The sequence below is a fragment of the Sedimentibacter sp. B4 genome (genome assembly GCF_000309315.1).
In the GTDB taxonomy this organism is placed as follows: domain Bacteria; phylum Bacillota; class Clostridia; order Tissierellales; family Sedimentibacteraceae; genus Sedimentibacter; species Sedimentibacter saalensis.
In genome coordinates, this window is record NZ_CANG01000011.1 from 24,723 (window position 1) to 40,041 (window position 15,319).

Consider the following 15,319-nt stretch of genomic DNA (forward strand, 5'->3'; position numbering starts at 1 on the left):
AAATATAATATAGTTTAATTGCGTTCAATTTGTTGATGGATATTAAGATAAGGATGGTAAATAGTGAGATATAAATATGTATTTTTTGACTTTGATGGAACTCTTGCAGACACTGAAGAGGTTAATTTTGTAATATATCAAAAGTTAGCTGAAAAATATAATTTAAGAAATATTACCATAGATGAACTTGGTCATATTAAAAAAATGAGTGCAAAGGAATTGATGGCTTATGTTGAGCTTAAAAAAAGATACCTTCCTTTTATGCTTAAAAGGGGAAAGAATCTTTTGAAACAGGACATGAAGAATATCAAACCTTGCAAGCCCGATATTTTGAGCACTGTAGCTGAACTTAAAAAAATGGGAATAAAGACTGCAATTATTACAACTAATTCAAAGACAAATGTTGAAATGTTTTTGGAAAAAAATGATGCATATATTTTTGATTTTATTGCAAGTGCCTCAATGTTTGGAAAAGAAACAAAGATGAGAAGAATAATGAAGAAAGAAAAACTCTGCAAGAATGAAGTTCTTTATGTAGGTGATGAAATCAGAGACATCAATGCTGCAAAGAATGCTGGAATTGATATTGCATCTGTGGGATGGGGTTACAACACCGTTGAAAGTCTTAAAAAAAACAATCCGGAATATTTGGTCATGGAACCTAATGAACTTATAGAAATATGCCGTCAGAAATAAATACGAACGTTTATAAAAAGTCGCTTTAAATATTTCGCCTTTTTGCGAAATATTATGAAAAAAGCGTACTTTTTTTTCTTGCAATGAATATTTCGATATGCTAGAATACTCATTATAAGAATTATAGGAGGAAGACATGGGTAAAATGATATATACCATTAAGCCTGAACACCACGGCATACAAGATATAACACGAATACTTGAAGAACATCCTGAAATCCAGTTTGTATCTTTCATGGGTGTTGATATCGGAGGAAACGGTACTGACGAAAAAATACCGGTTAAATTATTTGTTAAAGATATGGAAGATATGCTGAAATACGGCATACAAACAGACGGGTCAAGCGTTGAGCTTCAAGGAATCGCCGATTTGAACGATGCCAAGGTTGACATATTGCCGGACGTTGACTGTACATGGTTCGTTGATTACAATTATGAGTATTACAACGATGAAAATGGGCTGCCGGTTGGGACATTAAAAATTCCTTCTTTTATAATACACAGCGGCAAGCAGGTTTGCTCAAGATCTATTCTAAAAAGAGCGACTTTTAATTTCCAAAATGAATTGATGGAAATATTTAAAAAACATCCGGAACTGACAAAAAACTATGGTTTTAACCATGATGATGTTGAAGAAATTGTATTAACAAGCGCTACAGAACTTGAAATGTGGGTTAAGACACCTGAACAAAGCGCTGATTTTGAAGAACTTCACACTTCGCAGGTATTAAAGGAACAATATTGGAAAAGAACTATGGGAACTGTAAGAACAGTTCTTGAAAAAATAATGGATCAGCTGGAATGCTATGACCTTAAACCTGAAATGGCACACAAGGAAGTTGGTGGAATTGCCAATAGAATTGATGCTAAAGGAAGAATTACTCATGTTATGGAACAGCTTGAAATAGACTGGAGATTTTCAACCACTCTTCAGACAGCTGACAATGAAATTTTTATAAGAGAATTAATAGAAGATCAATTCAGACACCATGGACTGGAAGTTTTGTTTAAGGCAAAACCAATAGAAGGTGTTGCAGGAAACGGAGAGCATGTTCACTTGGGAGCTGCCGTTAAGCTGAAGAACGGAAAAAGAATCAATTTATTTGCTCCTGAAGACATGAAAAATCAATATTTGAGCGAAATAGGATACGGAGCCTTAATGGGAATACTTAAAAACTATGAAGTTATAAATCCTATTGTTACAGCTACCAATGATGCATTCAACCGTTTAAAACCAGGTTTTGAAGCTCCTATATGCACAGTTACATCACTAGGAGGAAGCAAGGAATCACCTTCAAGAAACCGTTCGGTTCTTGTGGGAGTAATAAGAGATTCTAACAGCCCTCTTGCTACAAGATTTGAGCTCAGATCTCCAAATCCTTATTCAAACACTTATCTTGTGCTGGCGGCATCATATCAGGCGATGCTGGACGGAATAGAAAAAGTGACAGATGCAGGACGTTCAATGGATGAACTTGAAAAGGAAATATCCAAGAAATACGGAGAAGAAGGTTTCTACCTGGAGAAGTTCAGAGAATACAGAAGCGAAGAAGATGTTTTTGAACGCTTTACTGAAGAAGAAAGAAATAAACTTTATGGCAAAGCTCCTGCAACAGTATGGGAAAACTTAAGCGCGTTTGAATCCAACGAATTAAAACAGCAGGTATTGAAAAAAGGTGATGTTTTTAGCTGCGAACTCATAAATTCATTTAAAGAATCCACTGTTCAAAAATGGAAAAATGAGCTTAAAGGCAGAATAATCCATGATAACATAATGCTGTTAAAAACATTTGTAAAACTTCATGATGAACAAAACCACGCTACAGATCTTGACGTAGTTAACTGGGAAAAAATAGTATACCTTAAAACTAAGCTCATGAAGGACAGCATGACTAAGAAATGTATATTTACAAAAATAAAGAATGCTCTTGCAGAAGGTGATTTTGATACAGCATCAGAACTTCAAAAGCAAATGAATGAGAAGATGACTGAAATAAGAGGACTGTATATACAGTATAAGAACAATATATTTTAAAAAATAAAAATCAGAATTGCAAAATTCTGATTTTTATTTTGTCGATTAAAGTAATATATCAATATGAGAATTTATAAGTTGTATGTTTAAATATTAACTTATTAATAAATTACTGTTTACAAATCAACATATATATGATAGAATTACATTGCAAGTAAAACGTATTCTTTTCATTTGGGCGATGAAAATAACGTTTTATTTAAATCATTCTGCACGGTAGAATTTTATGAATAAAAGGATAACGTTATTATTGGGTTTTTTTATGTATTGGGTGGATAGTCCTTTTGTGAATATATTCAACATGTGCATACCAAATTTTTTATGGAGGAGTATTATGAGTAAAGATCCAAAACAAAAGAAGGTACCGTCATTAGGAATTTCAATTATTCCGGTAGCAGTAACAGTTGGTATGTTAGCTTTTTCTATAATAGTATACGGAGCAGATGTTCATATACCTATTATAATTGGAGCAATTGTTGCAGCGGCAATAGCAATATTTACATTAGGTTTTACATGGAAAGAAATTGAAGATGGTATTGTTGAATCAATAGGAAGCACAATGCAGGCAATTTTAATTCTTGCAATAATTGGCGTGTTAATTGGTACTTGGATTTCAGGCGGCATTGTTCCTACATTAATTTATTACGGTTTGCAAGTATTGTCACCAACATTCTTCCTTGCTGCATCTGTTATACTATGCAGTATAGTATCTCTGGCAACCGGAAGTTCGTGGACAACTGCAGGTACTGTTGGGGTTGCTCTTATAGGAGTTGGCCAAGGTCTTGGAATATCACTTCCATTGGCAGCAGGAGCCATAATTTCAGGAGCTTATTTCGGAGATAAAATTTCTCCGTTGTCTGACACAACAAACCTTGCACCTGCAATGGCAGGAGCATCATTGTTTGATCACATCAAACACATGCTTTACACAACAAGCGTATCATACGCAATAACTTTTGTTATATTCCTTGTTATAGGATTGCAGTACAGAGGAAAACAACTGGATGTTACTGAAATTAACGGAATTTTGGCAGCAATGAAAGTTCCTGCAATTCCAGGTCTTATAATAGGTTGTATACTTGGAGGCATAGCAACTGTATATCAAGGCGGAGACTTTGGTTATATACTGAATGTTGCTAACTATGGTACAGTAGCTGAATCAGGCCATGCAATGGTTGATGAACTGTTGACAAACGGCGGTCTACAGAACATGATGTGGACAATTTCATTGATTATGTGTGCTTTGACATTTGGCGGCGTTCTAGAAAAAACAGGTATGATGGCTGTAATAGCTAATAAACTTTTAGGATTTGCTAAGAGCACAGGTTCATTGGTTCTTATAACAGCACTTACTTGCTTGTTTGTAAACATTCTTTGCGGAGATCAATATCTTGCATTGGCATTGCCAGGAAAAATGTACAAAGATACTTACCATGAAAGAGGATTGGCACCTAGAAACTTATCACGTACTCTTGAAGACTCAGGTACTGTAACTTCAGCACTTGTTCCATGGAATACTTGCGGTGCTACAATGTCTACATTCCTGGGGGTACCGACATTGTCATATATGGCATATGCATACTTCAATATCTTAAGCCCAATAGTAACAGTTGTATTTGCTTTCCTTGGAATTTCTATAATGACATTGGAAGAAGATCCGGCTGCTCCTGAATATGTTCGTCCTATGAAATTGAAGAAATCTCCAAAAGAGCTTATGGAAATTCAGGAAAGATATTTGAAAATGAACAATATTTAATCTTTCGCTGACAATGAATTAAATAATTTAAAAAACCTCATTTTAAATGAGGTTTTTTTACAGTATAATTGACAATACAACTTTTTTTGTTTATTATGAATATCAATAATCTATAAAAAAATGTTACCAGGAGTGAAGATATGGATTTTCAGCTCAAGTATGCCAAAGAACTTGCAAGTCTTAAAGAAAACGAAGATAACATTGAAATTTTCAGGAAAGAAGCTATGAAATATCTGTCGAGCAACCTGGAAGATCTCAAAAAAATAAGTGATGGCTTATTGATTTTTTCTGAAGAAAATAAACTCTATAAGGTAAAAGCATGGGCTTACTACTACCTGGGCTGGTATAATTTCGATACTACTCATTACGATAAGGCTGTCACAAATTTTTTGAAATCATATGAAATATTTAACAATATTATAGATAATGACGGAATTGTATATGCCTGCAATGGATTGACCAACGTCTACTGTCAGATAGGGCAGTTAAATCTGGCCAATGAATGGGGACTAAAGGGAATAACAATTGCAGAAGAAATAAACAACAAAAGTGCACTCATAACACTACTGTTAAACACAGGAATAAATTACATTCAAATGCAGCATTTTGATAAGGCAAAGGAAATATTCAATTCCATGGAACTGATGTACTATGAACTTACTAATCAGCAGCGCGTGTCATGTCTTTTGGCCATGGCTGAAATAGAAATACATGTCGGAGATTCTATGAAATCTCTTTCATATATTGAAGAAGCATCAAAGGCTGAAGAAAAATCACATTTAATTACTGATATGAGCGAAATTCATAAGCTTAAAGGCATGGCTTATAAAAAAATTAAGGAGTATGATGTTGCAGAAAATGAATTTGTAATGGCCTGTAATTATGCAGAACAGCAAAATCTTACTTATGAAAGATGCAGCGCCATGGTTGAATGGGCCAACCTTTGCGTAAATGTGGGAAGAAAACAGGAAGCCATTGAAAAACTAAACGAAGTTGCTTTCGTATGTTCTTCAAAAGATATAAATGTTCTTCTTAAGGAGATTTATTATAAATTATACAAAATATACAAAGAACTTAATTTAACAGGAAATGCTCTTGAGTTCTTAGAGAAATACAAGCTTATTGATGACGAAATGTACAATTATGAACAAAACCAGCTGATTGCAAAAGTGAGTATCAAGAATGCAAGAAGAGAAGTCGAACAATACAAGTCACTTTATGACAGGACTGAACTCCTGTCAACCATAGGTCAGAAAATAATTTCAAATTTAAATATAAATTCAATTATAGATATAATAAATGATGAAATAAACAAGCTTATTGAAACAGATTATTTCGGAATTGCAGTATATGACAAGGAAAAAGATCAGATAAGCTACCACTTTGCAGGGATGAATGAGAAGCTGTTTGAAACTGTGCAGTTTTCAAAAGTAGATTATTCAACGTTTGCAGGATACTGCATTAAAACAAAACGTGATATCATTTTAGGAAATGTAAGCAAGGAATACAAAAAATTCACCAGCGTCTTTCCAAGAAGCCTTGATGGGATTGATGAGTTAAAGCTTAAATCCATGATATACACACCCATGATTATTAATGACAAAGTTGTAGGAGCAATGACCGTTCAAAGTATGAAAGAAAACTCCTATGATAAAAACGACCTTAACATGTTGAAAATTCTTGCCAATTATACAGCCATAGCCATTGAAAATGCTATTTCTTACAAGAAGGTTGAAGAAATAGCCACATATGACCAGCTTACAAGATTTTTGAGCAAGCATGAAATTGTTAAACTTGGTAAACTTGTTTATGATAAATGTAAAGACAATAAAATTAAATTCAGCGCTGTAATGATTGATGTGGATAATTTCAAAATGATAAATGATACATACGGTCATGTATATGGTGACAAAGCAATAAGCCTTTTATCTGAAACAATTACAAAAAGTATCAGAAATACTGACTACATAGGACGTTACGGCGGCGACGAGTTTTTGCTCATATGTCCTGATGCAGGAGAACATGAAGCATTTGAGGTTGCTGAACGGATAAGGAAAAACGTGGAAAATAGTATTTTTTCAATTGGAGAAGGTATTGATATGTCTCTTACCATAAGCCTTGGTGTACATCAGTGCTCAGACTGCGACTCATCATTTGACGATGTTATAAACAGGGCGGACAAGAATCTTTATTATGCCAAAGGAAGTAGCAAGAACAAGGTGGTATTAAGCAATTAAAAGTGATGTTCCGGCAAACAGCCGGAATTTTTTTTGCAAAAAATAGTCTATAATTTTACATAGTTTTTACATTGTTGCGGTTTTTTTTTACTCTGTGGGTATATATTAAGCACAGGTAAAAATTGAGTAAAGGAGTATGCAATGAAAAGAAGAAAAACTCTAGGTTTTTTAGTTTCTATTTCTGTTTTATCAATTGCTGCTGCAGGGTGTTCAAAAGGACAATCTATGGAAGAGTTCAACTTCGAAAAAGAAATTACGGTTGTTGCAAGAGATGCCGCATCCGGAACAAGGGGAGCTTTTCATGAAATAATGAAAATAAAAGTGAAAGCGGACGGAACAGAAACCGATAATCTGGCTGTAGGTGCTCTTGAATTTGACGGCACAGATAAGGTTGTGACTGCCGTAGAAGGAGACAAACATGCCATAGGCTACATTTCTGTTGGATCTTTAAGTGATAGAGTTAAGACAACCAGGATAAATGGAGCTGATCCCACAGAAGAAAATATTAAAAACGGGTCCTATGTAGTGTCAAGACCATTTTTGCTGGTGACAAAAGAAAATAAAACTGAGCTGGTGGATGATTTTCTAAAGTTTGTATCTTCATCAAGAGGTCAGGCAATTGCAAAAGAGATGAAATACATTCCGGGAGCTGAAGCTGAAGAGGAATATACTGCATCTGGAATTAAGGGAACAATCAAGGTTGCCGGGTCAACGTCAGTGACTCCTCTGATGGAAAAACTCCAGGAAGATTACAAATCTTTGAACCCAGATGTTACGTTTGAAATGCAGTCAAATGGTTCATCTCAGGGAATCAAGGCAGCAATTGACGGTTCCTACGACATAGGAATGAGTTCAAGGGAGCTAAATGAAGAAGAAGCAGCAAGTCTAAAAAGGCATGTGCTGGCAATTGACGGAATTGCTGTAATACTTAACAAAAATAATCCCATAAGTGATTTGTCATCGGAAGAAATCACAGAAATTTACACAGGAAAAATAACATCCTGGGGGCAGGTGAAATAATGGAAAACGCAAAAAAATCAAAATTTAACGACACTGTTATGCAGTCAGTTTTCTTCATGGCTGCTTTTGTGTCAGTGCTGGCTGTAATTGCTATCAGTTTGTTTCTGTTTTTAAGGGGAATACCGGCAATAGCAGAAATAGGATTCATGGACTTTGTTTTCAGCGAAAAATGGGGACCGGTAAATACGCCGGCATCCTATGGAATTTTATCCATGATAGTGGGAAGTATTTATGTAACAGCAGGTGCAATTGTAATAGGTGTTCCTGTAGGTCTCATGTGTGCTGTTTTTCTGGCAGAGTTTTGCCCTGAGAGTATTTATAAAATTGTAAAGCCTGCTGTAAATCTGCTTGCAGGAATTCCATCAATCATTTACGGCTTTTTCGGAATGCAGATTGTTGTTCCCTTTGTAAGGGACAACATAGGAGGTAACGGCTACAGCATATTGTCTGCTGCCATTATTCTTGGGATAATGATTTTGCCAACAATAATATCAATTAGCGAATCTTCCATAAGAGCAGTACCGGGAAGCTACAAGGAAGGGTCTTTCGGCCTTGGAGCAACAAAAGAAGAAACAATATTTAAGGTTGTGGTACCTGCAGCAAAATCAGGTGTTCTTACAGCAATTATATTGGGAATAGGTAGAGCGGTTGGTGAAACAATGGCTGTTGTAATGGTTGCAGGAAACGCAGTAATGCCTCTTGATAAGATAGCAATTTTAAAGCCTATCAGGACACTTACAACAAATATTGTTACGGAAATGAGTTATGCTTCGGGACTTCATGAATCATCACTTATAGCAACTGGTGTGGTTTTGTTCGTGTTCATAGTAATACTAAATGCCTCCCTAAGCTTAATAAAATCCAGATCATCGAGAAATTAAGGAGGAATCATGGAAAATACAGCTCTGGAAAAAAGCGTTCTAAATAAAAGAAAAACAAAATCTCTGATTCTAAGGTCTCTGGTTTGGCTTTGCGGAATATTGACAGTGGGAATTCTTGCATATATACTGTTGTTTATACTAGTTAGAGGAATTCCAAACATAAACATGGAATTTCTTTTCGGAGAATACAATTCTGAATCGCTGTCGGCATTTTCTTCAATTGTGACAACTGTGGAAATGATTGTGATTTCCCTTGTCATTGCAGTTCCTGTTGGAGTATTTTGTGCAATATATTTACATGAGTACTCAAAGAGAGGAAATAAGGCAGTTAAGGTTATCAGACTTGCTGTAGACACTTTGGCAGGAATACCGTCCATAGTATACGGATTGTTTGGAATGATATTCTTCGTGAACATTCTCGGTCTAAGAGCATCAGTATTGTCAGGGGTGCTTACTATATCAATAATGATACTTCCTGTAATCATAAGCTCATCAGAGGAAGCCATAAAGTCTGTTCCGGACATGTATCGTGAAGGAAGCTTAGGGTTAGGAGCAACAAGGCTTAGGACTGTGTTTTCAATAGTTCTTCCCACAGCAATGCCTGGGATTTTATCAGGGGTTATCTTGGCAATAGGAAGAATTGTAGGTGAAACTGCAGCACTTATATTTACAAGCGGAACAAATGTGCTTGAAAATCCTACTCTGGATGTTATGGCATCTCAAAGAACACTTGCAATTCATATGTACATGCTGGCAAGTGAAGGTCTGCCGCATTCAAAGGACATGGCATTTGCAACAGGAGCAATACTTATCATAATTGTATTTTTAGTAAATTTTGCTGCAACAAAGCTTGCAGGCAGAATAGGGAGGCTGAACAATGGAAAATAAAGAAAAAGTGAAAATAGAAAGTATAAATTTATATTACGGAGAATTTCAAGCTCTGAAAAATATAAACATGAATATTAATGAAAATGAAATTACTGCTTTCATAGGTCCTTCAGGCTGTGGCAAGTCAACTCTTTTAAAATCCTTAAACCGAATGAATGACCTGGTTGAAGGAGTGAAAATAGACGGAAAAATTCTGCTGGACAATGTGGACATATACAAGGACATGGATGCAACAGTTCTCAGAAAAAGGGTTGGGATGGTTTTTCAAAAGCCTAATCCGTTCCCCATGAGTATTTACGACAATGTTGCATATGGGCCAAGAACACACGGAATCAAACAAAAGTCAAGGCTGGATGAAATTGTTGAACAAAGCCTTCGTTCAGCAGCTATGTGGGATGAAGTGAAAGACAGACTTAAAAAAAGTGCGTTGGGAATGTCCGGAGGACAGCAGCAGAGGCTTTGCATAGCCAGAGCATTTTCCGTGAACCCGGAGGTGATTCTTCTTGATGAACCAACATCTGCATTAGATCCGATTTCTACAATGAAAATAGAAGATTTACTTGTTGAAATCAAGAATAATTACACAATCATCATTGTAACTCACAACATGCAGCAGGCAACAAGAGTTTCAGACAAGACAGCATTTTTCCTGCACGGGGAAGTTGTTGAGTTCAACGAAACAGAAAAATTGTTCTCAATGCCTAAAAACAAAAAAACAGAAGATTATATAACCGGAAGATTCGGCTAATAGGAGGTATAATATGAGAAATAAATTTGATCATGAGCTTGAAAATTTAAACCTGGAACTGATTAAAATGGGAAGCCTCATTGAAAATGCAATTGAGCTCAGCACCAGATCTCTTTTGGAGCAAGATTTGGAGCTTGTAGGCAAGGTTAATGAGCTTGAAATTGAAATTGATGAAATGGAAAAAACAATTGAAAGTCATTGCCTTAAACTTTTGCTCCAGCAGCAGCCTGTGGCTTCTGACCTTAGGATAATCAGCACAGCTCTAAAAATGATTACAGACATGGAACGTATAGGGGACAACGCTGAAGACATTGCAGAAATAGCAAGATTCATGGTTAACCAAAAGTTTATAAAGGATCTTGTTCATATACCTCAGATGGCTGAAGCCACCATCAGCATGGTGACAAGAAGCGTTGATGCCTTTGTAAACAAAGACAGAAAGCTTGCTGAAGAAGTGTGTGCATATGATGACATAGTTGACAATTTGTTTCAGGTTGTAAAAAAGGAACTCATAGAAAAAATTCAGGAAAATACAGAAAACGGAGAACAAGCAATTGACCTCCTCATGATTGCAAAATATTTTGAAAGAATAGGCGATCATGCTGAAAATATAGCTGAATGGGTTATATTTTCAATTACAGGAGAACATAAACCAAAGTAGGTGAGTTATGAAAACTATTTATTGTGTTGAAGATGACGCGGGAATAAGAGAGCTCATTACACTGGCTCTTTCAGCAGCTGATTTTGAGGTGTACGGTTTTGAAGATGCAAAAGGATTTTATGATGAAATTAAAAAGAAAATTCCGGACTTGGTATTGCTTGATTTAATGCTTCCTAAAGTTGACGGCATGACGATTCTAAGAGACATGAAAAAAGAATCGGACTACAAAGACATACCTGTGATAATTCTTACAGCAAAATCCATGGAACTTGACAAGGTCAGGGGACTTGAATCAGGAGCAGATGATTTTATAACGAAACCTTTTGGCGTTCTTGAACTTCTGGCTAGGGTGAAGGCAGTATTGAGGCGTTACGGAAAAAACGGCCAAAACGGCAGTGAAACTGACATCACGGAATACAACGGGCTCATACTTGATTACCAGAAGAGAAATTTAAGCTACAACGGTACTTCAATATCATTGACATTCAAGGAATTTGAACTTTTGCATTTCTTAATGCTCAACAAGGGAATTGTTCTTTCAAGGGATAAAATCCTCCAGGAAATATGGGGATATGATTATGAGGGCGAAACACGGACTGTGGATATGCACATAAAAACCATCAGGCAGAAACTTGAAAGTGCAGGGTGCATTAATTTCATATCCACTGTGAGGAGTGCAGGATATAAATTGGAGGAACAGTGATGAAAAAGCGAATGTTCCTCATGATCACACTTATTTCAGTTGCTGCCTCTCTTTCAGCCTGCATACTGACATCATTTGTATACTATGGGTTTTATTCAGAAGATGCCAAAAATCAAATCAAGACAATAACTGAACTTTCAAGGGAGCCTGAAAAGTGGGATGATGAAGAATCTGTAAAGTCATCTGTAAACAATATTTTAAAATCTGTTGATTACACCATGCGTTTTACCATAGTCAACAAAAGTGGAATTGTTGTATATGACAATTGGGCAAATGGTGGAACACTGGATAATCACGGAAACAGGCCTGAAATAAAAAATGCTTTTGCATATGGCTATGGAGAAGATACAAGGTATTCAAACACAATATCATCAGATATGTATTATTTTGCTGTAAAATTAAATGATAACAGAGTACTTCGCATATCGAGGGAAATAAAAAGCATCAATTCAGTATTCGCAGGTGTAATTCCATTGCTTGCGGTACTTTTTGTCATGCTTTTTGCTGTTGTGTATGCATGTGCCAATGAATTTACAAAAAAAATTCTCAAACCTGTCAATGAGATGACATCGGCTCTGGACGATATGCTGGAAGGAAACAATGTTCAAGAAATAAAAATATATGATGAGTTCAGACCTCTTTCTCATAAAATTAAAGACCAGAAAATAAAAATCAGCGAATATGTTGATGAATTAAGACATGAAAGGGACACCATAGGAATTATCACTGAAAATATGAAGGAAGGCTTCATACTCATAAACCGCCATAAAAACATATTATCCATAAATCAAAGCGGTAAAAACATGATGAGAAACTACAATTTCAAATTGCAGGGAAGCAGAAACATACTTGAGCTTACAAGAAACACCGAAATCATAGAAAATATTGATAAGGCCATCATGGAAAACACACATTTGACATTTGACATGGATACAGGAAAAAACTTTTACAGGTATTATTTCAGTCCTGTGAAGGAACAGTCAGAAAGTCTGGTTACAGGTCTATTAATACTTATTGAAGATGTAACATTTCAGAAGAAGGCAGAAATCATGCGCAGCGAATTTTCAGCAAATGTATCTCATGAACTGAAAACCCCTCTCACAACAATGATTGGCTTTGCTGAAATGATAAAGGAAGGGTTAATAACCGATTCGGACAGCATTAAAAAATATTGCGGTATGATACACAAGGAAGGGCTGAGGCTTATTTCCCTCATAGAGGATATAATAAGGCTTTCAAAAATTGAAGAAGGAATAGAAGAACACGAATCCAATGAGGTAAATCTCAAGGAAACAGCTGAGGAAGTGGTGAACTTATTAAGGCACAAGGCAGAAGACAGCAATGTCACTTTGACATTGAAGTCCGAAAAAGTGATTATGGAAGCCAACAAAAATTATATAAGCGAGCTATTGTACAATCTTGTGGACAACGGAATAAAGTATAATAAAAAATGTGGAAAAGTTGATGTGGAAATATTCAAAAGAGGTGTTTTCATAAACATAGTGGTTAAGGACACGGGAACAGGAATTCCTGAAGAACATCAGCTACGTGTTTTTGAACGATTTTACAGGGTTGATAAAAGCAGGTCCAAAGAAACCGGGGGAACAGGTCTTGGGTTGTCCATTGTAAAGCATATAGCTGAGCTTTATGACGGAGCAATTGATTTGAAAAGCTGGGAAAATATGGGAACTCAAATCACTGTGCAATTTCCTACAAAAGAGGTATAATATAGATGAGGTGAATATATGAATAAAATACTTAGAATAAATATGAAGACCAAGGAAATCGTGTATGAATCCCCAAGAGATGAATATTTGAAAACCGGAGGCAGAGGACTCATTGCAAAAATAATGCTTTCTGAAGTGAATCCCACATGTGATCCCTTGGGAAGGGAAAACAAACTAATTATAGCCAATGGAATGCTTACAGGAACAAATGTGTCAAGCGCCAGCAGAATAAGCATAGGAGCAAAGAGCCCCCTGACAGGCGGCATCAAGGAAAGCAACGGCGGAGGAATAACAGCCATGTGGCTTGCACAGCTGGGCTTAAAGGCGCTGGTAGTTGAAGACATGCCTGAAGATGACAATTGGTACTATATCAAAATAGACAAAAATGGATGTACCCTGGAACCTGCAAATGAATATGCAGGAATGGGCACATTTGAATACTGCGATAAAATGATTGAAAAATATCCCGACTGTGCTGTGACATGCATTGGACCTGCAGGAGAAAATTTGTATCATTCTGCGGGAATAGCGACTATGGACAAGGAAAAAAAGCCAAACAGATACAGCGGCCGAGGCGGACTGGGAGCTGTAATGGGTTCTAAAAAAATCAAGGGAATAGTTGTTGCAGATAAAGGTTCTGTAACAATCGCGGACAAAGAGAAATTTTCAGAATCATTTAAAGAATACACTAAAATTGTCATGGATGCTCCAAGTTCTGCAAACTACAGGACATTGGGAACTGCATCAACAGTGCGTGTTACAAACGACCTCACAGGTCTTCCTACAAGAAACTTCAGGGGAGAAAAATTTGAACATGCTGACAAAATTTCAGGAGAAAGCCTCTATGAATTTATAAAACAGCGAGGAGGAGAAGGAAAAACAACTCATGCCTGCATGCCCGGATGTGTTATTCAGTGCTCAAATGTTGTTCCGGATAAGGACGGTAAGACAATTGTTTCTCCACTTGAATACGAAACAATAGGTTTGATGGGGTCAAACCTGGGTATTGGAGATTTTGATGCAATAGCAAAATTAAATGCAATGTGCAATGACTTCGGTATAGATACCATTGAAGTTGGAGCAGCCATGGGTGTTGCCATGGAAGCCGGTGAAGGACAATTTGGCGATGCTTCTTCTGCATTTAGGATGATGGATGAAATAATAAATGGAACAGTATTCGGAAAGGTTTTAGCCTGCGGGGCAACTATAACCGGAAAAGTTCTCGGAGTATCACATGTTCCGGCAGTTAACGGTCAGGCCATGCCTGCATATGATCCAAGAGCAATAAAGGGTATGGGTGCTACATTTGCCACATCTCCAATGGGTGCAGACCACACATACGGCCCTGTTATAAAAACTGACAAGGGATGGGCTGAAGCCAGCAAGGGCTCACAAAAGTTCATGGCCATTTTAGACAGTCTTGGAATCTGTATGTTCACTAGAGCAGCAATAGCCAATGAAAAGCAGCTTCTTGTGGATCTGGTAAACGGATTTACAGGATATGATCTTGATCTTGACTGGCTGGAAAAGGTCAGCACGGAAACAATCAAAGACGAATTAAGGTTCAACGAACTTGCAGGTTTCACAAAAGAAAATTACCGCATGCCTGAATCATTCATGAAGACAGAAATAAAAAGCACAGGCGATGTGTTTGATTTGACTGAAGAAGAGCTTGATGAATTAAGATTATGATTAATGTTATTATAGCTGTTGATGAAAATCAAAAAACAGTCCAGGCTAATTTTAAAGACATGACAATTCTTGAGCTTGCAGATGAACTTGGAATTCACAAAAACACTATAGGTGCAGTCCTTGTAGATGGAGTTCCTAAAAAGCTTCATGAAAAGATAAGAGATAACACTGAAATATATGTCTTGCCAATCCTAAGCGGAGGCTAAAAGTAAAGTCGCATAAATGCGACTCAGGTTGATGACAAAGTAGCCTTCGACGTTGTCATTCTGAGGGCA

General features: G+C 36.6%; 13 protein-coding genes. All 13 read left to right on the forward strand.

Annotated elements, in window-relative coordinates:
* Nucleotides 1-63 precede the first annotated feature (63 nt).
* The gene (locus BN358_RS02430; RefSeq protein ID WP_019227742.1) at nucleotides 64-696 is read left to right on the forward strand and encodes an HAD-IA family hydrolase; all 633 of its coding nucleotides are present in this window, start codon (nucleotides 64-66) and stop codon (nucleotides 694-696) included.
* Nucleotides 697-832: 136 nt separating this feature from the next.
* Nucleotides 833-2,731, forward strand: coding sequence for a hypothetical protein (locus tag BN358_RS02435; RefSeq protein ID WP_019227743.1), 1,899 nt, complete (start codon nucleotides 833-835; stop codon nucleotides 2,729-2,731).
* A 334-nt stretch (nucleotides 2,732-3,065) separates the two neighbouring features.
* Nucleotides 3,066-4,487, forward strand: coding sequence for a Na+/H+ antiporter NhaC family protein (locus BN358_RS02440; RefSeq protein WP_019227744.1), 1,422 nt, complete (start codon nucleotides 3,066-3,068; stop codon nucleotides 4,485-4,487).
* A gap of 140 nt (nucleotides 4,488-4,627) precedes the next feature.
* Complete coding sequence (locus BN358_RS02445) at nucleotides 4,628-6,724, forward strand: sensor domain-containing diguanylate cyclase (protein WP_019227745.1); 2,097 nt, start codon at nucleotides 4,628-4,630, stop codon at nucleotides 6,722-6,724.
* Nucleotides 6,725-6,865: 141 nt separating this feature from the next.
* Nucleotides 6,866-7,744, forward strand: coding sequence for a substrate-binding domain-containing protein (locus tag BN358_RS02450; RefSeq protein WP_019227746.1), 879 nt, complete (start codon nucleotides 6,866-6,868; stop codon nucleotides 7,742-7,744).
* Nucleotides 7,744-8,625, forward strand: a complete 882-nt coding sequence (pstC, locus tag BN358_RS02455; protein ID WP_019227747.1) for a phosphate ABC transporter permease subunit PstC — start codon at nucleotides 7,744-7,746, stop codon at nucleotides 8,623-8,625. Before BN358_RS02450 ends, pstC begins: the two co-directional genes overlap by 1 nt.
* A 9-nt stretch (nucleotides 8,626-8,634) precedes the next feature.
* Nucleotides 8,635-9,513, forward strand: coding sequence for a phosphate ABC transporter permease PstA (pstA, locus tag BN358_RS02460; RefSeq protein WP_019227748.1), 879 nt, complete (start codon nucleotides 8,635-8,637; stop codon nucleotides 9,511-9,513).
* Complete coding sequence (gene pstB, locus BN358_RS02465; RefSeq protein WP_019227749.1) at nucleotides 9,503-10,261, forward strand: phosphate ABC transporter ATP-binding protein PstB; 759 nt, start codon at nucleotides 9,503-9,505, stop codon at nucleotides 10,259-10,261. Before pstA ends, pstB begins: the two co-directional genes overlap by 11 nt.
* 13 nt (nucleotides 10,262-10,274) lie before the next feature.
* The gene (gene phoU / locus BN358_RS02470; RefSeq protein ID WP_019227750.1) at nucleotides 10,275-10,922 is read left to right on the forward strand and encodes a phosphate signaling complex protein PhoU; all 648 of its coding nucleotides are present in this window, start codon (nucleotides 10,275-10,277) and stop codon (nucleotides 10,920-10,922) included.
* Between the two features lie 7 nt (nucleotides 10,923-10,929).
* Complete coding sequence (locus BN358_RS02475) at nucleotides 10,930-11,625, forward strand: response regulator transcription factor (protein ID WP_019227751.1); 696 nt, start codon at nucleotides 10,930-10,932, stop codon at nucleotides 11,623-11,625.
* Nucleotides 11,625-13,352, forward strand: a complete 1,728-nt coding sequence (locus BN358_RS02480) for a cell wall metabolism sensor histidine kinase WalK (RefSeq protein ID WP_019227752.1) — start codon at nucleotides 11,625-11,627, stop codon at nucleotides 13,350-13,352. Before BN358_RS02475 ends, BN358_RS02480 begins: the two co-directional genes overlap by 1 nt.
* A gap of 18 nt (nucleotides 13,353-13,370) precedes the next feature.
* On the forward strand, nucleotides 13,371-15,044 hold the full coding sequence (locus BN358_RS02485; RefSeq protein WP_019227753.1) for an aldehyde ferredoxin oxidoreductase family protein: 1,674 nt from the start codon (nucleotides 13,371-13,373) through the stop codon (nucleotides 15,042-15,044).
* Nucleotides 15,041-15,250: a hypothetical protein gene (locus tag BN358_RS02490; protein WP_019227754.1), complete on the forward strand. Its 210-nt coding sequence runs from the start codon at nucleotides 15,041-15,043 to the stop codon at nucleotides 15,248-15,250. Before BN358_RS02485 ends, BN358_RS02490 begins: the two co-directional genes overlap by 4 nt.
* Nucleotides 15,251-15,319 lie beyond the last annotated feature (69 nt).